Source organism: Bacillus sp. MZGC1 (assembly GCF_002998605.1).
Lineage (GTDB): Bacteria > Bacillota > Bacilli > Bacillales > Bacillaceae > Bacillus.
On record NZ_PVRE01000002.1, the window covers coordinates 743,536 to 763,201 of the forward strand.

16 protein-coding genes are annotated in these 19,666 nt (G+C 41.8%); all 16 read left to right on the forward strand.

The window, feature by feature from the left end; genetic code table 11:
• Positions 1 to 112: 112 nt before the first annotated feature.
• The 16 genes from C6Y06_RS08985 to C6Y06_RS09060 all read left to right on the forward strand — a co-directional run bounded on the left by C6Y06_RS08985 (position 113) and on the right by C6Y06_RS09060 (position 19,642).
• Positions 113 to 1,006 (forward strand): polysaccharide deacetylase family protein, encoded by an 894-nt coding sequence (locus C6Y06_RS08985; RefSeq protein ID WP_223250457.1) that lies wholly within the window; start codon positions 113 to 115, stop codon positions 1,004 to 1,006.
• A gap of 33 nt (positions 1,007 to 1,039) precedes the next feature.
• The gene (locus C6Y06_RS08990) at positions 1,040 to 2,269 is read left to right on the forward strand and encodes a M16 family metallopeptidase (protein WP_106036798.1); all 1,230 of its coding nucleotides are present in this window, start codon (positions 1,040 to 1,042) and stop codon (positions 2,267 to 2,269) included.
• Between the two features lie 73 nt (positions 2,270 to 2,342).
• Positions 2,343 to 3,266 (forward strand): aminoglycoside phosphotransferase family protein, encoded by a 924-nt coding sequence (locus C6Y06_RS08995; protein ID WP_106036799.1) that lies wholly within the window; start codon positions 2,343 to 2,345, stop codon positions 3,264 to 3,266.
• 70 nt (positions 3,267 to 3,336) lie between these two features.
• Positions 3,337 to 3,609 carry a YlmC/YmxH family sporulation protein gene (locus C6Y06_RS09000; protein ID WP_060596407.1) on the forward strand — a complete coding sequence of 91 codons (273 nt, stop codon included), beginning with the start codon at positions 3,337 to 3,339 and terminating at the stop codon, positions 3,607 to 3,609.
• Between the two features lie 123 nt (positions 3,610 to 3,732).
• Entirely contained in the window at positions 3,733 to 4,635 is a 903-nt protein-coding gene (gene dpaA, locus C6Y06_RS09005; protein ID WP_003212195.1) for a dipicolinic acid synthetase subunit A, read from the forward strand.
• Complete coding sequence (dpaB, locus tag C6Y06_RS09010; protein ID WP_060596299.1) at positions 4,632 to 5,225, forward strand: dipicolinate synthase subunit B; 594 nt, start codon at positions 4,632 to 4,634, stop codon at positions 5,223 to 5,225. The genes dpaA and dpaB overlap by 4 nt, the downstream gene beginning before the upstream one ends.
• 139 nt (positions 5,226 to 5,364) lie before the next feature.
• Positions 5,365 to 6,384: an aspartate-semialdehyde dehydrogenase gene (asd, locus tag C6Y06_RS09015; protein ID WP_034662256.1), complete on the forward strand. Its 1,020-nt coding sequence runs from the start codon at positions 5,365 to 5,367 to the stop codon at positions 6,382 to 6,384.
• A gap of 92 nt (positions 6,385 to 6,476) precedes the next feature.
• On the forward strand, positions 6,477 to 7,691 hold the full coding sequence (dapG, locus tag C6Y06_RS09020) for an aspartate kinase (protein WP_106036800.1): 1,215 nt from the start codon (positions 6,477 to 6,479) through the stop codon (positions 7,689 to 7,691).
• A gap of 30 nt (positions 7,692 to 7,721) precedes the next feature.
• The gene (gene dapA, locus C6Y06_RS09025; protein WP_044142095.1) at positions 7,722 to 8,588 is read left to right on the forward strand and encodes a 4-hydroxy-tetrahydrodipicolinate synthase; all 867 of its coding nucleotides are present in this window, start codon (positions 7,722 to 7,724) and stop codon (positions 8,586 to 8,588) included.
• Positions 8,589 to 8,759: 171 nt separating this feature from the next.
• Positions 8,760 to 10,427 carry a ribonuclease J2 gene (gene rnjB, locus C6Y06_RS09030; protein WP_060596304.1) on the forward strand — a complete coding sequence of 556 codons (1,668 nt, stop codon included), beginning with the start codon at positions 8,760 to 8,762 and terminating at the stop codon, positions 10,425 to 10,427.
• A gap of 119 nt (positions 10,428 to 10,546) precedes the next feature.
• Positions 10,547 to 11,275 (forward strand): ClpP family protease, encoded by a 729-nt coding sequence (locus tag C6Y06_RS09035; protein ID WP_034662249.1) that lies wholly within the window; start codon positions 10,547 to 10,549, stop codon positions 11,273 to 11,275.
• Entirely contained in the window at positions 11,272 to 11,508 is a 237-nt protein-coding gene (locus C6Y06_RS09040; RefSeq protein ID WP_060596305.1) for a YlzJ-like family protein, read from the forward strand. The genes C6Y06_RS09035 and C6Y06_RS09040 overlap by 4 nt, the downstream gene beginning before the upstream one ends.
• A 110-nt stretch (positions 11,509 to 11,618) precedes the next feature.
• The gene (locus tag C6Y06_RS09045; RefSeq protein ID WP_106036801.1) at positions 11,619 to 13,985 is read left to right on the forward strand and encodes an FtsK/SpoIIIE family DNA translocase; all 2,367 of its coding nucleotides are present in this window, start codon (positions 11,619 to 11,621) and stop codon (positions 13,983 to 13,985) included.
• A gap of 165 nt (positions 13,986 to 14,150) precedes the next feature.
• A complete protein-coding gene (locus tag C6Y06_RS09050) occupies positions 14,151 to 14,876 on the forward strand; it encodes a GntR family transcriptional regulator (RefSeq protein ID WP_060596309.1) in 726 nt (241 codons plus the stop codon).
• Positions 14,877 to 14,978: 102 nt separating this feature from the next.
• Positions 14,979 to 16,208, forward strand: a complete 1,230-nt coding sequence (bcbE, locus tag C6Y06_RS09055; RefSeq protein ID WP_223250456.1) for a bacillibactin exporter BcbE — start codon at positions 14,979 to 14,981, stop codon at positions 16,206 to 16,208.
• A gap of 317 nt (positions 16,209 to 16,525) precedes the next feature.
• The gene (locus tag C6Y06_RS09060) at positions 16,526 to 19,642 is read left to right on the forward strand and encodes an MMPL family transporter (RefSeq protein WP_060596312.1); all 3,117 of its coding nucleotides are present in this window, start codon (positions 16,526 to 16,528) and stop codon (positions 19,640 to 19,642) included.
• Positions 19,643 to 19,666 lie beyond the last annotated feature (24 nt).

Genomic DNA, 19,666 nt, shown 5'->3' on the forward strand with positions numbered 1-19,666 from the left:
TTCTAGCTTGTTTCTCCCCATCATAATTTGTGGTAAAGGGGAGGGACAGCCATTGAAAAAAACGTTACCATTCATTGTGTTTGTATTTTTACTGCTCGTGTCATATCAAACGATGAAGCAGCCGGCTGCTGTTACATATATTGAATCAATGAAAGAGCATGCTGAGGTTGCATCTGTTTCAAAAGATATTTTATATCAAGAGATTGAATCGAAGTCTTCTGACTATGAAGTGAAGGCGCAAAATGCTAAGATTGATAAAGTGTGGAAAAAGATGCCTGGTCTAAATGGACAGACAGTCAATATCGATGCCTCTTATGAAAAAATGAAAAAACAAGGGTCATTTGATGAAAAGCTGCTTGTTTTCAATGAAACAAAACCTTCTATTCATTTACACGAACTTGGTGCTGAGCCCATTTACAAGGGACATCCAGATAAAAAAATGAATGCTTTCCTCATCAACGTGGCTTGGGGTGACGAGCATTTAATCAAGATGTTAAAGACACTGGAAAAGCATCAGGTCAAGGCGACCTTTTTCTTAGAGGGCAAATGGGTGAAAAAAAGCACGGATCTTGCTAAAAAAATCGTGGCAGATGGTCATGAAATTGGAAACCATTCATACAATCACCCGGATATGCGCACACTGACAAGAGAACGAGCATTAGAGCAAATTACCAAAACGAATCGTCAAATTGAAGAATCCCTTGGAAAAAAACCGAAGTGGTTTGCCCCTCCTAGCGGCAGCTTTAAAGAAGAAACAGTGAAACTCGCTGCTGAAGAAGGAATGGAAACCATTATGTGGACGGTAGACACCATTGACTGGCAAAAACCGTCACCAGACATATTACAAAAACGGGTGCTTGGGAAAATTCACAATGGGGCGATGATATTAATGCATCCAACAGATTCGACGGCGAAAAGTCTTGACGCACTTATCACTCAAATCAAGGAAAGAGGATATGAATTAGGAACGGTTTCAGACCTCCTAAGTGAAAAAAGACATCCGTGATCCGATCTGTTTGTTGAATAGGAGGAGCAAAACTTGGTCAAAACGTATACATGCCAAAACGGAGTAAGAATTGTACTTGAAAACAATCCCACTGTAAGATCTGTCGCAATTGGCGTCTGGATTGGAACTGGTTCTAGACATGAGACACCAGAAATTAATGGAATCTCACACTTTCTGGAGCATATGTTCTTTAAAGGGACAAAGACGAGATCTGCACGTGATATCGCAGAATCCTTTGACCGCATTGGTGGTCAAGTGAATGCCTTTACGTCAAAAGAATACACTTGCTACTATGCAAAGGTGCTTGATTCACATGCTGGCTACGCCCTCGATGTATTAAGCGACATGTTCTTCCACTCCGCTTTTGATGAAGAAGAGCTGAAAAAAGAAAAAAATGTAGTCTATGAAGAAATCAAAATGTATGAGGATACACCTGATGATATCGTTCATGATCTGTTGAGCAAAGCGATTTATGGTGATCATTCTTTAGGCTTCCCGATTTTAGGAACAGAAGAAACACTTTCTACTTTTAACGGAGGCTCTCTTAGAGCTTATATGGATGAATTCTACACGCCGGACCGCGTTGTGATCTCTGTTGCAGGGAATGTGGATGACACCTTCATTCGAGAGGTTGAAAAGTTGTTCGGTTCGTATGAAACGAAAGGGAAAAAACAGCCTTTAGAAGCGCCGCAATTTCACTATGACAAGCTCACACGCAAAAAGGAAACAGAGCAAGCGCATCTATGCATGGGCTTTAATGGCCTCCCAGCTGGAGATAAAGGCATCTATGACTTAATCGTCTTAAACAATGTTCTTGGCGGAAGCATGAGCAGCCGCTTGTTCCAGGATGTAAGAGAAGACAAAGGACTCGCTTATTCCGTTTTCAGCTATCACAGTTCATTTGCAGATAACGGCATGCTGACGATTTATGGCGGGACTGGAGCGAAGCAGTTAAACCTGCTCTCTGAAACCATCTTACAAACATTAGACGTCTTAAAACGTGAGGGAATCACGCAAAAAGAGCTTGAAAACTCTAAGGAGCAAATGAAAGGGAACCTCATGCTCAGCCTTGAAAGCACAAACAGCAAGATGAGCCGAAACGGTAAAAATGAACTGCTCCTTGGCAAACATCGTACACTCGATGAAATTATTGACGAAATCAACCACGTCACATTAGACGGCGTGAATAACTTATCAAAACGAATCTTTACAGAAGATTATGCGCTCTCGCTTATTAGTCCGACGGGTGATCAGCCATCATAATGTAAACAACACGGCAGGCTTCTAAGAGGTCTGCCGTTTTATTGTATATAAAGAAGAAGGGAGCACTGCTTTCATGGAACATGAAAAACTGAAACGCCTCTCTCCGCTTCTGACACAAGCCATCTCCTTCCAGCCGATGACATCTGGCTTTTCAGGAAACCGTACTTATCTCGTCACAACATCCTCTAGTCAAAAGCTAGTGCTCAAGCTATCAAACCTCAAAACGTATTCCAGCTTTAAAAGAAAAGCGTCAGTTCAGCGAAAGTTAAAAGATCGAGGGCTTCTATGTTCTGAAGTGATGGAGATTGGAATGAATGCTGAACTTAACTGTACCTATCGTATTTTCTCCTTGATTGAAGGAGAGAATGCTAGAGCATCCATCCATCTGCTCACAAATGAAGAGCAGTATGAAATCGGGAGGCGGGCAGGCAGAGAGCTGAGTTTCATGCATACATGTCCCGCACCTTCTCATGTCGCACCGTGGGATGAGAGGGTCATGGCGAAACATGAACGGTATGTACATGCCTATCAATCAAGTGGAGTAACTTTTGCTCAAGATCAATTCGTATTAGATTTTATCAAATCACATGTTGATGCGGTAAAGGCGAGACCGAACCAGTTCCAGCATGATGATTTTCATTTAGGGAATATCATCATTCAAGGAGGTGAGTATGCCGGCGTGATTGATTTTGATCAATCTGACTGGGGTGACCCGGTTCATGACTTTTATAAATTGTCCTTATTTAGTCGAGAAAGCAGTATTCCGTTTTCAGCAGGGCAACTGGATTACTATGTAAGTACGCAGGCCACAGACGATTTTTGGCTTCTTTTTTCCATCTATACAGCAATGAGCTGCTTTTCTTCTATTGTATGGACGCTTTCTTATGACCCTAAACATGTAAAAGAAATGGTGAACCGAGTGGAGAGAATGCTGGCAGACCATGATCGCTTTCATCTACTGAAACCAGCTTGGTATTCAAATTGGCATCATTCATAACTTGAAAAAGCGGGACGGTCTATTTCTTCTTGTGGCTGCATATATGATACGGAAGGGAAGTGATGCGATTTTGAGGCTAAGTGAGCTGTCAGGAAAAGAGATCGTCGATATCAAAAGAGCGGAGCGGCTTGGCGTGCTTGGACAAACCGACCTTGAAATCAATGAACAGGACGGTCAAATAACAGCACTCATCATACCTTCGGTGAAGTGGTTTGGCTTTCGAAAGCAAGGAAATGACATCCGCGTCCCGTGGAATCACATTCAAAAAATAGGATCAGATATGATCATTCTCGATGTGCCTGAATCACTTCAGCCGCCCGGGGAAAAAGAGCATCCATCATAAATGGGTGCTCTTTTTCTTTTCTCTCTCCGATTTGTTCACAGGCTGAATCCTCTCCTCATATGCTAGAAGGGAGATTCAGAAAATATTACAGACTTTTTTAAATAAAGAAGGTGAACGGTCAGTATGTTGAGCGGTTTAACGGTTGCGGTGATCGGGGGAGATGCAAGGCAGCTTGAAATTATTCGCAAGCTGTCACAGCAGCATGCCAAAGTGTTTTTGGTTGGATTTGATCAGCTGGATCACGGATTTATTGGGGCTGAAAAGCTAAAAATGTCAGAACTTCCATTCGAACAGGTAGACAGTATGATCCTGCCAGTATCAGGGGCAACGGATGAAGGTGTTGTCGCGACAGTTTTCTCAAATGAACAGGTTTTACTAGAAGCAACATATTTAGAAAGAACCCCTGCCCATTGTACCTTGTACTCAGGTATTTCTAATACGTACTTAGACAATCTGGCAAAGCAGGTGAACCGAAAACTTGTGAAGCTGTTTGAGCGAGATGATATTGCCATATATAACTCTATTCCAACAGTTGAAGGGATTATCATGATGGCCATTCAGCAAACGGATTATACGATTCATGGATCACGTGTTGCTGTCCTCGGGCTCGGAAGAACAGGACTCACCATTGCCCGCACATTTCGGGCACTCGGTGCGGACGTAAAAGTAGGGGCAGCAGATACAGCGCATTTAGCGCGGGCCTTTGAAATGGGACTCGATCCATTTTCAATGGACCGGTTAAAAGAAGAAGTAACGGATGTAGATATCATCATCAATACCATTCCAAGCCTTGTATTAGATTCATCTGTCATCGTCAGTATGACACCAAAGACACTCATTTTGGATATCGCCTCCCGCCCAGGGGGAACAGACTTTGACTTTGCACAAAAACACGGAGTGAAGGCGCTTCTTGCACCAGGACTCCCGGGAATTGTTGCACCAAAGACAGCAGGGCAAATCATTGCAAAAGTGCTTTCTGGGCTCTTATGTGAACTTGCAGAGGAAAAAAGGGGGATGGAATCATGACAACATTAAAAGGGAAAAGAATCGGCTTTGGCTTAACTGGTTCCCACTGTACGTACGAAGCTGTTTATCCGCAAATCGAAGCACTTGTAAAAGAAGGAGCAGAAGTGCGTCCAGTGGTGTCATATACGGTCCAGAGTACGAATACAAGATTCGGAGATGGGGCTGACTGGATTGAGCGGATTGAGAAGCTGACTGGTTTTAAGGCGATTGACTCAATCGTGAAAGCAGAGCCGCTCGGACCTAAGCTGCCACTTGATTGTATGGTCATTGCTCCATTAACAGGGAACTCGATGGCGAAATTCGCAAATGCCATGACAGACAGCCCTGTTTTAATGGCTGCAAAAGCAACCATTCGAAATCATCGTCCTGTCGTTTTAGGAATTTCAACAAATGATGCGCTAGGCTTAAATGGTACAAATCTGATGAGGCTGATGTCGACAAAGAATATTTTCTTTATTCCATTTGGCCAAGATGATCCATTTAAAAAACCGACCTCCATGGTCGCAAACATGGATTTGCTTTCTCAAACAGTAGAAGAGGCGCTCCAGCATAGACAAATTCAGCCGATTTTAATTGGAGCAAACGAATAATAGATTCACTAGAAAATCATGAAAGATTCAAAAAAGATGCTTCAAGCCTTGCTTTTCTATGGTAAAATAAAATGTAAAAAGTCATAGGATGGCCATCCGAAAGAAAAGAATCATGGATGGGTCGGAAGGAGTTTTACTGATGGGAAGAGGATTGCATGTAGCTGTAGTTGGAGCGACTGGAGCTGTCGGTCAACAAATGTTAAAAACACTAGCTGACAGAGATTTTGAAATGGATACACTGACTCTACTATCCTCAAAACGTTCTGCTGGAACAAAAGTGACATTCAGAGGTCAAGAGTATACCGTTCAGGAAGCAACACCTGAAAGCTTTGAAGGAGTGAACATTGCATTATTCAGTGCTGGAGGAAATGTTTCCAAGGCGCTAGCTCCTGAAGCAGTCAAACGAGGTGCGATTGTTGTAGACAACACAAGTGCTTTTCGTATGGACGAAAACATCCCTCTTGTCGTACCAGAGGTAAACGAAAAAGACTTGCATGACCATCAAGGAATCATTGCAAACCCTAACTGTTCAACGATTCAAATGGTAGCGGCATTAGAACCGCTTCGTCAGGCGTATGGCATGAAAAAAGTCATCGTGTCCACTTACCAAGCCGTATCAGGTGCAGGACATGAAGCCATTGATGAACTATACAGCCAATCACAAGCCATTTTAAATAAAGAAGATGTAAAGCCGGAAGTCATGCCTTATCAAATTGCATTTAATGCGATTCCGCAAATTGATAAATTCCAAGACAATGGCTATACATTTGAAGAAATGAAAATGATCAACGAAACGAAAAAAATTATGCATATGCCAGAGCTAGAAGTAGCGGCAACATGTGTGAGACTTCCAATTGAAACAGGACATTCAGAATCTGTCTACGTCGAACTAGAATCAAATGACGCAACAGTTGACGACATTAAGTCAATTCTTAAAGATGCACCAGGCATTACACTGCAAGATGATCCGTCTCAGCAAATTTATCCAATGCCTGCAGATGCTGTTGGAAAAAACGACGTATTTGTCGGCCGCATTCGGAAAGATTTGGACCGTCCAAACGGGTTCCATATGTGGATTGTATCTGATAACCTGCTAAAAGGCGCTGCATGGAACTCAGTTCAAATTGCAGAAAGCTTAAAAGCATTAAAATTAGTTTAACATTCAATGGATGATGAGGACGAACAGAAGAGAGTTAGGCATCTTTCGCCTGCTCTCTTCTGTTACGTCAGAATGAACTTGGAGTGAAAACAGTGAAAATAATTGTCCAAAAATTTGGCGGTACATCTGTCAAAGATGATCAAGGTAGAAAAAGGGCACTTGCACATATCTTATCGGCAAAAGAGAAAGGCTATAAGTCGGTTGTCGTCGTTTCCGCAATGGGACGAAAAGGCGACCCTTATGCGACAGATACGCTGCTTGGTCTGCTTTATGGCAGCGAGCAGCATATGACAAATCGAGAAAAAGACTTGCTCGTTTCCTGCGGAGAGAATATTTCAGCTGTTGTGTTTTCAAGTATGCTGAATGAAAACGGGCTAAAGGCTGTAGCAATGACAGGCGCACAGGCGGGCTTTGTGACAGATAAGGAGCATACGAGTGCGAAAATTATTGATATGAAGTGTGAACGTCTCGAGGCGGCACTGTCTGAACATGATGTTGTCGTTGTTGCTGGGTTCCAAGGAGCTGCGAAAAATGGGGACGTGACCACAATCGGACGAGGCGGCAGTGATACGTCCGCAGCTGCTTTAGGTGCTGCATTACAGGCAGACTTCATTGATATTTTTACAGATGTAGAAGGCGTCATGACAGCAGATCCCCGCATTGTTGAAAATGCAAAGCCGCTCAGAGTCGTGACATATACGGAAATTTGCAATCTTGCATATCAAGGGGCGAAAGTCATTCACCCGAGAGCTGTCGAAATTGCGATGCAAGCAAAAGTACCAATGAGGGTCCGTTCAACATACTCTGATGATGAGGGCACACTCGTCACGTCACACTACTCAGATAAAATGAGCCATGATGTGTACGACCGCCTCATTACGGGTATTGCACATGTCAATGATGTGACGCAAATCAAGGTCCCGGCAAAAGAAGGGCAGTACAGCGTCCAAACAGAGGTCTTCAAGGCTATGGCTAACGCACAAATCAGTGTCGACTTCTTCAACATTACACCGAGTGAGATTGTGTATACAGTGACAGGTGCAATGACTGAAAAGGCAACATCGATCCTAAAAGATCTTGGCTATACGCCAATTGTGACAACAAATTGTGCAAAAGTATCAGCTGTTGGCGCAGGCATCATGGGTGTACCAGGTGTCACATCTAAAATTGTATCGGCTCTATCCGAGCAAAACATTCCGATTTTACAATCGGCTGACAGCCATACGACCATTTGGGTGCTAGTGAACGAAGAAAACATGAGAGCGGCTGTCAATGCCCTGCACGAAGTGTTTGAACTTTCAAGATAAATGTGATTGAATCATGATGAGGTGAAAAAAATGAATTTCGGAAATATCGCAACAGCTATGATTACACCTTTTGATAAAAAGGGCAACATTGATTTCCAAAAGCTATCAATTCTCATTGATTACTTATTAAAAAACGGCAGTGACTCTTTAGTCGTTGCAGGGACAACAGGCGAATCGCCAACTTTATCGACTGAAGAAAAAGTCGCTCTTTTTCAGCAATCGGTGAAATTAGCAAATGGTCGTTGTAAAATCATTGCAGGAACAGGCAGTAATAATACAAATGCGTCTATCAAACTAACGAAAAAAGCAGAAGAAGCGGGCGTTGATGCAGTGATGCTTGTCGTACCTTACTACAACAAGCCATCACAGGAAGGCATGTATGCACACTTTAAAGCCATTGCCGAGTCTACATCTCTTCCTGTCATGCTTTACAATGTACCAGGGAGAACGGTTGCGTCATTAGCCCCAGAAACAACCATTAAACTTGCGCAAATACCTAACATTGTCGCGATCAAAGAAGCAAGCGGTGATCTTGATGCCATGACAAAAATCATTGCAGAGACACCAGAAGATTTCGATGTATATTCAGGTGACGACAGCTTAACACTTCCAGCTGTATCTGTTGGTGCAAAAGGAGTGGTCTCTGTGGCGTCTCATATCGTAGGGCTTGATATGCAGCAAATGCTGAAAAGCTATGCTTCAGGTCAAACGGCCAATGCCGCATTGATCCATCAAAAGCTGCTCCCAATCATGAAACAGCTTTTCACAGCGCCAAATCCAACGCCTGTCAAAACAGCTCTTCAGCTGAAAGGACTAGATGTCGGATCTGTTCGTCTTCCGCTTTTACCTTTGTCAGAAGAAGAGAGACTGGATTTAAGCAGCGTCTTAAACAGCTGATCAAAACAAAAGATTTCGTAAGCGGTCATTCTCAGATGTCCCTGAGTATGACCGTTTTTTATACATAAACACTTTCTTAAAATGTGACTTCATCTTGTTTTCTAAAATTAGATTCAGTTATAATAGCATTAAGCGATGATGGACGGGCTTGAGACTAGGAGGATAAGAATTTTGAAAAAGAAAAATACAGAGAACGTAAGAATTATTGCACTGGGAGGCGTTGGAGAAATCGGGAAAAACTTATATGTCATTGAAATTGATTCCGACATATATGTGGTAGATGCAGGCTTGATGCATCCAGAAAACGAAATGCTAGGCATTGACGTCGTTATTCCTGATATCTCTTATTTAACAGAACGTGCTGATCGGGTGAAAGCAATTTTTCTTACCCACGGACATGATGAAGCAATCGGAGGCGTATTCCATTGCTTAAGCAAATTGTCTGTACCAGTTTACGGAACGAAGCTGACCCTTGCGTTACTTCGAGAAAAATTAAAGCAGTATGGCTTCAATCAAAAAGCTGATTTACGTGAGGTACATGCGAAATCAGTCATTACGTTTGAAACAACAAAGGTATCATTCTTTAGAACGAATCACAGCATCCCTGATTCAGTTGGGATCAGCTTCAAAACCTCTCTTGGTTCAATCGTATGCACAGGTGATTTTAAATTTGATCAAACCCCAGCGCTTAACCAAGCCTGTGACATCGGAGAGATTGCGAAAATTGGAAACAATGGCGTTTTAGCACTACTTTCAGACAGTGCCAATGCTGAAAAACCAGGTTATACACCTTCTGAGGCGCTCGTCCAAGACGAAATCTCAAATGCGATGTACAATGCTGAAAATCGAGTAATTGTCGCTGTATCTTCATCGAACATTAACCGCGTGCAGCAGATCATTAATGCAGCGAATCAAAATGGCCGTAAGCTTGCCGTAGCAGGGAAGAATATGATGACGATTCTTCAGCTGGCGATCAAACTTGGTTATGTCACAGCAGACGAAGAATTATTTGTACCAGTTCAAGAAGTGAAGAAAATGGCGAAAAACGATGTGGTCGTCCTCACAGCTGGAAGCCACGGAGAGCCTCTTGCTGCTTTAACAAAAATGGCAAAACAAAATCACAAACAGCTTCATATTGAAAAAGATGACACTGTTGTGATTGCATCTACACCTCTTCCAGGACAAGAACTCACATATTCAAAAACAGTGGATTTCCTCACAAGAAGCGGCGCACAAGTCATTTTTGCGCAAAAACGTGTGCATGTCTCTGGACATGGCTGCCAAGAAGAGTTAAAGCTGATGCTGAACTTACTAAAGCCAAAGTATTTAATTCCGGTGAATGGTGAATATCGTATGCAAAAAGCACATTCTCGTATTGCTGAAGAAGTGGGAATGAAACGAAGTGACATTTTCTTGATTGATAAAGGGGATGTTGTGGAGTTTAGAGGACAGAACGTAAAAATCGGTGAAAAAGTTCACCAAGGCAATATTTTGATCGATGGTCTTGGCGTTGGTGATATCGGGAACATTGTGTTACGCGATAGACGCCTATTGTCTCAAGATGGTATCTTAATTGTCGTTATTACGCTTGATAAACAAAAGAAACAATTAATTTCTGGACCTGAAATCATCACAAGAGGATTTGTGTATGTCAGAGAATCCGAAGAGCTGATTGTAAAAGCGACAGAAATGGTCAAAGGAATTGTCAAAGAGCAAACGGAAAACTCAATTGTTGAATGGTCAACATTGAAACAATCCATGCGCGATGTACTCAATCAATTCCTATATGAAAAAACAAAACGTAAGCCGATGATCATTCCAATTATTATGGAAGTGTGATGAGAAAGCCCAAGGAGCATAAGCTCTTTGGGCTTTTTTGATGTGGCGCTAGGAATGCGGATTGAATACGGCCTTCTTGTTCATAATAGAAGGAGAGTTTGAGGAAAGGATGGAGACAAATGGACGAAAAGAATGAACAGCAGCCTGAGCGAAAGCCAGAAGAAAAAGACAGCATTATGAGCAAAATACAGCAGCTTGGTGAAACAGCCATACCACAGCTGCCGCAAGATACAAATATACATTGCCTTACCATTATTGGACAAATTGAAGGCCACATGCAGCTTCCGCCACAAAATAAAACAACCAAATACGAACATGTCATTCCGCAAATCGTCGCAGTTGAACAAAACCCGAAAATTGAAGGTCTTTTGATCATCTTAAATACAGTAGGCGGCGATGTTGAAGCGGGACTAGCGATTGCAGAAATGCTTGCATCTTTATCGAAACCGACTGTATCGATTGTACTTGGCGGCGGCCACTCTATTGGTGTCCCGATTGCTGTATCGTGTGACTATTCCTATATTGCAGAAACAGCCACGATGACCATTCATCCTGTGCGTTTAACTGGTCTAGTGATTGGTGTCCCGCAAACCTTTGAATACTTAGATAAAATGCAGGAAAGAGTCATTAACTTTGTAACAAGCCACTCCAATATTACAGAAGAGAAGTTTAAAGAGCTCATGTTCTCAAAAGGCAATTTGACAAGAGACATTGGAACAAATGTTGTTGGTCATGAGGCAGCAGAATACGGACTCATGAATGAAGTAGGCGGCGTAGGACAAGCGATTAAAAAGTTGAACGAACTGATTGGAGACAGGGCATCTCAAAATGAGGGGCTGATCCAATGATTTTATATACACCTATGCCATATGAAGCCATTTACGCGGAGGAACAAGGAGACCGCAAACTTCAACAGGTAAACATCCAAGGCGTGCCAGTTATGGTTGAAATGAAAGAGGATGAAGCAGAAATCGTTCAAGTCATGAGTACCAATCCAATGGACTTTCTGAATCAAGAGCTTGCACCAGGCAAGCGATTGAAGTTACAATTAGGCACCAATCAAACCGACTCATATGAATGATTCTATGCTATAATAAAGGGAAAACTTACAACAAGATGCAGCCAAAACCAGGCTGCTTTCTTTCTGATCTTTCGGTAGGTTATATTTTCTTTCGTAGTAAGGTGATGAGTATGGCTAAAAAGAGAAAACGGAAAACGAGAAAAAAACAAAATAAACAGCTAAAACTGAAATATGAATTAAATGGGTTAGTCTGTATTGCCATAGCGATCATTGCCATTTTACAGCTAGGCGTCGTTGGACAAACCTTCGTACATTTATTCCGATTCTTTGCAGGTGAATGGTTCATTCTCTGCCTTATCGGATTATTTCTTTTTGGCGTGACCATCTTCTGGAAAAAACAAATCCCAGATATGTTGACAAGGAGAAAAGCAGGGCTATACTGCATCATTGCGAGTATCTTGCTTTTGTCTCATGTGAAGCTCTTTCAGCACCTCTCATCTGCGGGCGCGATAGGCTCTCAAAGTGTGATGAGAAATACATTTGAGCTTTTCTTGATGGACATGAAAGGTGAGACTGGGTCGCCTGATTTAGGAGGCGGCATGATCGGTGCCGTATTATTTGCTGCTTCTTATTTCTTATTTGCACAAGCAGGCTCTCAAATTATGGCAATCGTTCTGATGCTGATTGGAATTGTGCTGATTACAAATCGTTCTCTTCAAGAAATGGTGAAAAAAGTGACACTGCCTGTCTCACAATTTATGGTGAAGCAGTGGAAAGCGTTTGTTGAAGATATGAAAGGAATCAGGCAGGCGAAAAAGAGCGCGCCCCCTCAAAAAACAGGTGAAAAGAAAAAACGGTCTCGTATTCAGGAAGAGGACGATGATGATCAGATCTTGATCGAAGAGGAAACGCCGGTTTCTGACAATAGCCAGCCGATTATCTCAAGCTTTGCTGACAGAGATGACATTCTCACCCCGCTCGTTCAAAAAGAGCAGGTGGCAAAAGAGACAGAGCCTCTTCAAGAGTCTGTGCAAAATGCACCGGTTCCATCAGATTCTGCTGATAAAGAGGCGCCGCCGATGACATTTACTGAACTTGAAAACAAAGATTACGAATTGCCGTCACTTGATATTTTGGCAGAGCCGCAGCACTCAGGGCAGCAAACAGACAAGAAAAATATATACGAAAATGCAAGAAAGCTTGAAAAAACGTTTCAAAGCTTTGGTGTAAAAGCAAAAGTTACACAGGTCCACTTAGGACCGGCGGTCACCAAATATGAAGTCTATCCAGATGTCGGCGTGAAGGTAAGTAAGATCGTCAATCTAAGTGATGACTTAGCCCTTGCTCTCGCAGCAAAAGACATTCGGATTGAGGCGCCGATTCCTGGTAAATCAGCCATCGGTATTGAGGTTCCTAATGCAGAAATCGCGATGGTTTCTTTAAAAGAGGTATTAGAATCAAAGCAAAATGACCGTCCAAACGCCAAGCTGCTGATTGGACTGGGCCGAAATATTTCCGGTGAAGCTGTGCTGGCTGAAATGAACAAAATGCCGCATTTACTTGTAGCAGGCTCGACTGGAAGCGGAAAAAGTGTGTGCATCAATGGTATTATCACAAGTATTCTCATGAGAGCGAAACCTCATGAAGTGAAAATGATGATGATTGATCCGAAAATGGTTGAACTAAATGTGTATAATGGCATTCCGCATCTGCTCGCTCCCGTTGTAACGGACCCTAAGAAAGCCTCACAGGCACTTAAAAAAGTAGTCAGCGAAATGGAGCGCCGCTATGAATTATTTTCTCATACGGGGACAAGAAATATTGAAGGATACAATGATTACATTAAACGTATGAATCAATCAGAAGAGGCCAAACAGCCAGAACTTCCTTATATTGTCGTCATTGTAGACGAGCTTGCAGATTTAATGATGGTCGCTTCCTCTGATGTAGAAGATTCCATTACAAGACTTTCGCAAATGGCTCGTGCTGCCGGGATTCATTTAATTATTGCTACACAAAGACCTTCTGTCGATGTCATTACAGGTGTCATTAAAGCCAACATCCCATCTCGCATCGCCTTTAGCGTGTCCTCGCAAACAGATTCAAGGACGATCCTTGATATGGGTGGCGCAGAAAAACTGCTGGGCAGAGGGGATATGCTGTTTCTACCGGTAGGTGCAAACAAACCGGTTCGTGTGCAAGGCGCCTTTTTATCAGATGAAGAAGTGGAGCATGTCGTTGATCATGTGATCACCCAGCAAAAAGCACAATATCAAGAAGAAATGATTCCAACTGAAGAAACGCAGGATCAGCTTACAGCTGTGGATGACGATTTATATGATGAAGCAGTGGAACTCATCATCGGCATGCAGACGGCTTCTGTCTCTATGCTTCAAAGAAGATTCCGCATCGGCTATACCCGAGCGGCCCGCCTGATTGACGCAATGGAAGAGCGAGGCGTTGTCGGCCCTTATGAAGGAAGTAAACCGAGAGAAGTCCTGCTCTCAAAAGAACAATATGACGAGCTCTCTTCATAAATCGAAGAGAGCTTTCCTAAAAAAGGAGTAAACGATAGTATGATTATGTTAACTGGAAGTCAGACTATTTATTTATTTGCAAAAACATGATATAGTTGTGTTCAACTTATCTCGGAATAGAGATTTCTCATCTTATCATTTGCATTGATTAGACGGAGGGAAAACATGTCGACCAAAACAGACAATCGCCATTTATATTTGAAAGTGATTGACCGTATTAAAGAAGATATACAAACAGGCGTATATGCAGAAAAAGAAAAGCTGCCTTCTGAGTTTGAGCTCTCAAAGCTTTTAGGCGTGAGCAGAGCGACACTGCGTGAAGCCCTTCGTGTATTAGAAGAAGAGAAGTATTTAATTAGAAGGCATGGTGTGGGAACGTTCGTCAACTCTAGACCACTCTTTTCAACAGGCATAGAACAGCTGGCAAGTGTCACGAAAATGATCGAGCAGGTCAATATGACGCCTGGTACCATCTTTTTATCCTCGCAAGAAGGGGAGCCAACAGAGAATGATGTGATTCGTTTTCAGTGTGATGAATCTGATGAGATTTTTTCAATGGAACGCGTTCGAACGGCAGATGGACAGCCAGTGGTATATTGTTTAGATAAAATTCCGGTCAAGCATCTTCCTGCTTCTTTTACACATGAAGAAGAGTCTCTTTTTGAGCTGTTTGGAAGAGAACCACACAGCGGGATTAAATATGCAGTTGCTGACATCGAACCAATCGGCTACCACGATCAGGTTTCACCGATACTCGAATGTGACCCTGAAACAGCATTATTATTACTGAAACAAATGCACTATGATCAGGATGATCAGCCGGTCTTATACTCGCTTAATTATTTTCGAGCGGATAAATTCAGCTTTCATGTGATACGTAAACGATTTTAACAAGCAGTCGCTTCCATAAGCGGTTGCTTTTTGTTTGCCCATACATAATACCCGTAAAACTTGCCACACTAATACGTAACAGTATATAGAATTGGGTGAATGATGTTGGGCGAGAAAACAGTCAGTAAAAAGAATATTATTGCATTATCATCAGTGCCTCTAATCATGACACTTGGGAACTCGATGTTAATACCTGTATTGCCAGAGATAGAAAAGACACTCTCCATCACTTCCTTTCAAGTCTCCCTCATTATTACGGTATACTCTGTTGTAGCGATCTTATGTATTCCAATCGCCGGCTATTTATCGGACCGAATCGGGCGTAAAAAGGTACTCCTGCCGTGTCTGTTAATCGCAGGTCTTGGTGGGGCTGTGGCAGCAGTTGCCTCAACGATCATGAAAGAACCCTACATGTGGATTCTATTTGGAAGGGTCCTTCAAGGTGTTGGCTCAGCCGGGGCAGCACCTGTCGTGATGCCGTTTATAGGAGATTTGTTTCATGATGATGAAGAAGTAAGTGCGGGACTTGGCGCCATCGAAACCTCTAACACAGCTGGAAAGGTATTAAGCCCGATTATTGGGGCGCTTCTGGCTTCATGGTTTTGGTTTGTGCCGTTTTGGTTTATTCCGTTCTTTTCAATCATCAGCTTTCTCATGGTACTGTTCATGGTAGAGTCCGCGAAAAAAGAGGAGGACCCGCCTACATTCAAAGAATTTTTAAAATCAACAAAGACCATTTTTAAGCATGAGGGACGCTGGCTTTATGCCATTTTTGCAATTGGCGGTTTTATTATGTTTCTTCTTTTTGGTGTGCTTTTTTACTTATCTGATAACCTAGAGGCAGCTTATCAAATTAAGGGTGTCAAAAAAGGGCTCCTGCTTAGTATCCCGCTCCTTTTTCTATCCATCAGTTCATACATTGCTGGGAAAACGATTGGAAAAGAAAAAGGGAAAATGAGAATCTTTATAATCGTAGGCATGGCCTTGTTATCACTTTCCTATATGTTTTTATGGTGGAATCACAGCTTTTACGTATTGTTTATCTGTTTAAGCGTTGGCGGTGTTGGCATCGGTATTGTACTGCCTGCACTTGATGCCCTGATTACAGAAGGAATCGAAAAAGAGCAGTGCGGAACCATTACGTCATTTTACAGCAGTATGCGTTTTATCGGTGTCGCTTTAGGACCTCCGATTTACGCCTATCTCATGGATAAAGGGGACTCCATCGTTTTTATTCTCTCGACCATTTGCAGTCTTATTTCACTATTTTTGGTCCTCTTCTTCATCCAGCCAGATGAAAAGGATGAAAGTGAACAATTAAAAACGGTTTAATCTAGAAAAAAGACGGTATTTTGCCATCTTTTTTCTTTTTTATAAATTGACATGTAAAATTTTGATAGTTAAACTAATGTATAGTAATATCTTTTAAATTATCCCAAATAGGAGGTGTTCAAAAACATTCATTTTCTGTCTTTCTTCAGGCAGAAATTGAGCTCGCGTGCTGATGATGAATATGTGTTTCTTCAACACGAAAAGACAATTGAATAGGTCATCCTGCCATTAGCACGTTGAAGGAGACGCAGTCAGCACTTCAGACACGCTCAAATACAGCAAATTGATTGATGAACTAGAAGGAGCTTGAAGCAGCTATGTTGCAAATAATTAAAGCAAGATGGATTGTATTAGTGGTGTGGATGATAACAGCTGTGATTCTGTTTATTACTGCGCCTAATTTAGAGGAATTAACAAGAGAAAAAGGGCAATTAAAGGTTCCGGAGGGGACACCAACAGCTGAGGCACTTCACTTATTGGATAAGCTATCAGATCATAACGGGAAAAAAGATACGGGTGTCATTGTATTCTCCGAACAACATCTGTTCCCTGAGAAAGAGCAGGAATTAAAAAAGGCTTTATCTGCACTCATGACTCATGCCCCAGACCTCCACATTGACGGAATTACTTCGTATTTTCATGTAGATCCGGACATTCAAAAACAACTTTTATCAAAGGATAAAAGTACACTTCTTGTTCCATTCAAATTCGACCACTACGAAACAAAAGCTGTGAAGATTAAAGAACAAATTGAGGAAGTTTTAAAGCCCTATCATGTCTCATATGAAATGACGGGTCAAAAATTTGTGGATTCAGATGTCATTAAAAGCTCTCAACAAGGTCTGAAGAAAACTGAACTTATTACGATGATTTTTATTTTCTTTATTTTAATCATTGTTTTCAGATCGATTTTGGCACCTGTTGTTCCGCTCATTACAATCGGCATTTCTTATGCCGTCAGCCGGTGTATTGTGGCTTTTCTAGTAGAATATATGCAATTTCCTCTATCTAATTTTACTCAGATTTTTATGGTAGCTATTATGTTCGGTATAGGAACAGATTATTGTATTTTGCTGTTAAGCCGTTTTAAAGAAGAGATCGGACAAGGTCGTGATGTCAAAGAGTCGATTATCATCACATATAAATGTGCAGGGAAAACGGTCTTTTTCAGTGGCTTAGCCGTGTTAGTCGGCTTCTCAAGCATTGGGTTTGCCAAATTTCAATTGTATCAATCAGCCGTTAGTGTTGCTGTTGGAGTTGGCATACTGCTGATTGCCCTAGTCACCATCGTTCCCTTTTTTATGTCTGTTTTCGGAAAATCCCTTTTTTGGCCATCTAAAAGAGAAAACATTCGCCACCCGCAAAGTAAAATGTGGGAATGGGCTGGGCGTTTTTCATTTAAAAGGCCGCTGATCAGTTTAGGTTTAGTTGCACTAATTACTGTGCCTCCTATTTTGATGTATGACGGAACTCTTTCTTATAACAGCTTAAATGAGATTGGGACAAAGTATGAATCAGTGTCTGCATTTAATACGATATCAGAGCAATTTGGCTTTGGGGAAGCGCTGCCCCTGAATGTACTTGTTGAAAGTGACAATAAGTTAGATAACCAAGAAAAGATTGTCATGATTGAAAAACTGACCCGTAAATTAAATGACATTGACGAAGTAAAAACAGTCCGCAGTGTCACTAGGCCTGTTGGAGACGGGCTAAGTCAGCTTTACGTCACCTCTCAAGCAAAAGAGCTGGGAGGAGAACTTGGCAAAGGCCACGAAGGAATCGGGAAAATTTCAGATGGCCTGACCGAAACAAATCTTGCCCTTCTCAAACAAAAACCAAAAATTCAAGAATCCGCTAAAGGCATTGACCAGCTGATTGATGGAACAAAAGCGATCAAAAGCGGAATTGGAGAAGTAAGGGAGTCCTTGATCTCTTTAGAAGATGGGGTAAGGCGCAGTAAAGATGGCGTCGGGACCATCCGAAGTAAAATCAAAGAAGCGAAAAAGGAATTAGAGCAAGAATATCGCAGCAGTGAAGCGATGATTCAAGAGCTTAAGCGAATGGTGAGTACGCTAGAACGTCATGCGAAATCCAATCAGCAGCTGATGACCACCATTAAAAAAGTAAAAAATTCCTATGAAAATGTATCGTTTGAAGCACTTGAAAAACGGCTTCCAGAAGTAAAAGATATGGATGAATATAAAGAAATCAAGAAAGTATTCAAAGACACAAAAGAAATGCTTGATCAAGCTGGGGACCAAATGAGTGTGTATGAAGAGGAAGCCTCTCACTTTAAACAAAAGATCAAAAAAGCAGATCAAGTAATTCAAACCTTATCAAGCAAGCAAAAAGACGTAAAACGCCAAGTGCAAGCACTCATGGACGGGCTCGATCAAATTTATGACGGTCTTGAACAAACAAATGAAGGACAAAAACAATTGATTAAAGAAATGCCTAAAATTGAAGATGGCGCAGATCAACTGACAGGCGGACAAAAAGCCATCAAAAAAGGATTTAATCAGCTCTCATCAAAACTTACATTATTAACAGATGGATTAGGTGAAAGTATTGAAGGGCTCGAGCAGGTCAAAAGCGGCTTCACCGAGGCGGACGGCTATTTAAAGCAGCTTCAGCAAGCGCCAGATGAAGAAATAACGGGCTGGTTTATTCCAGAAGAAGTGCTGAAACGCCATGAATTTAAGCAAATCTTTAAAACGTATATGTCTCCAGATCGTAAATTAACAACCTTAGAAGTTATTTTAAATGTGAATCCATACAGCAATGAAGCGATGAAAGGCGTTGCCAAAATTGAGGACACCCTTGATCAATATTTACCTGTCAGCGGGTTAAAGAATGCAAATTACGGTGTGTCTGGTATCTCAAGTTTAAATGTAGATTTAAAAGAAACATCTGACGGTGACTTTATTCGAACGGTCATTTTCATGTTAGTTGGCATCTTTATCATTTTAATTATATTATTACGGTCAATCGTCATGCCGATATACTTAACACTTTCACTCATTTTAACGTATTTTACTTCCGTCGGATTAACAGAATGGATCTTCAAAACATTTTTTGGCTACGACGGTCTTAGCTGGGCTGTCCCATTTTTCAGCTTTGTCATTCTTGTCACCCTTGGCATTGATTATTCGATCTTCCTAATGGATCGCTTTAATGAATGGAAGGGAGAGCATGTGCAAGCATCAATGATATCAGCGATGAGAAATATGGGTTCTGTCATTATTTCAGCAGTCGCGATATTAGCGGGGACCTTCGCCGCCATGCTGCCGTCTGGTGTATTATCACTTGTTGAAATTGCAACGGTCATACTCATTGGACTTTTATTATATGCGTTTGTTGTATTACCTCTCTTTATTCCGGTCATGGTTCGTATTTTTGGAAAATGGAATTGGTGGCCTTTTAGAATGAAATAACGACCGGCGCCTCTGCTCATAGCA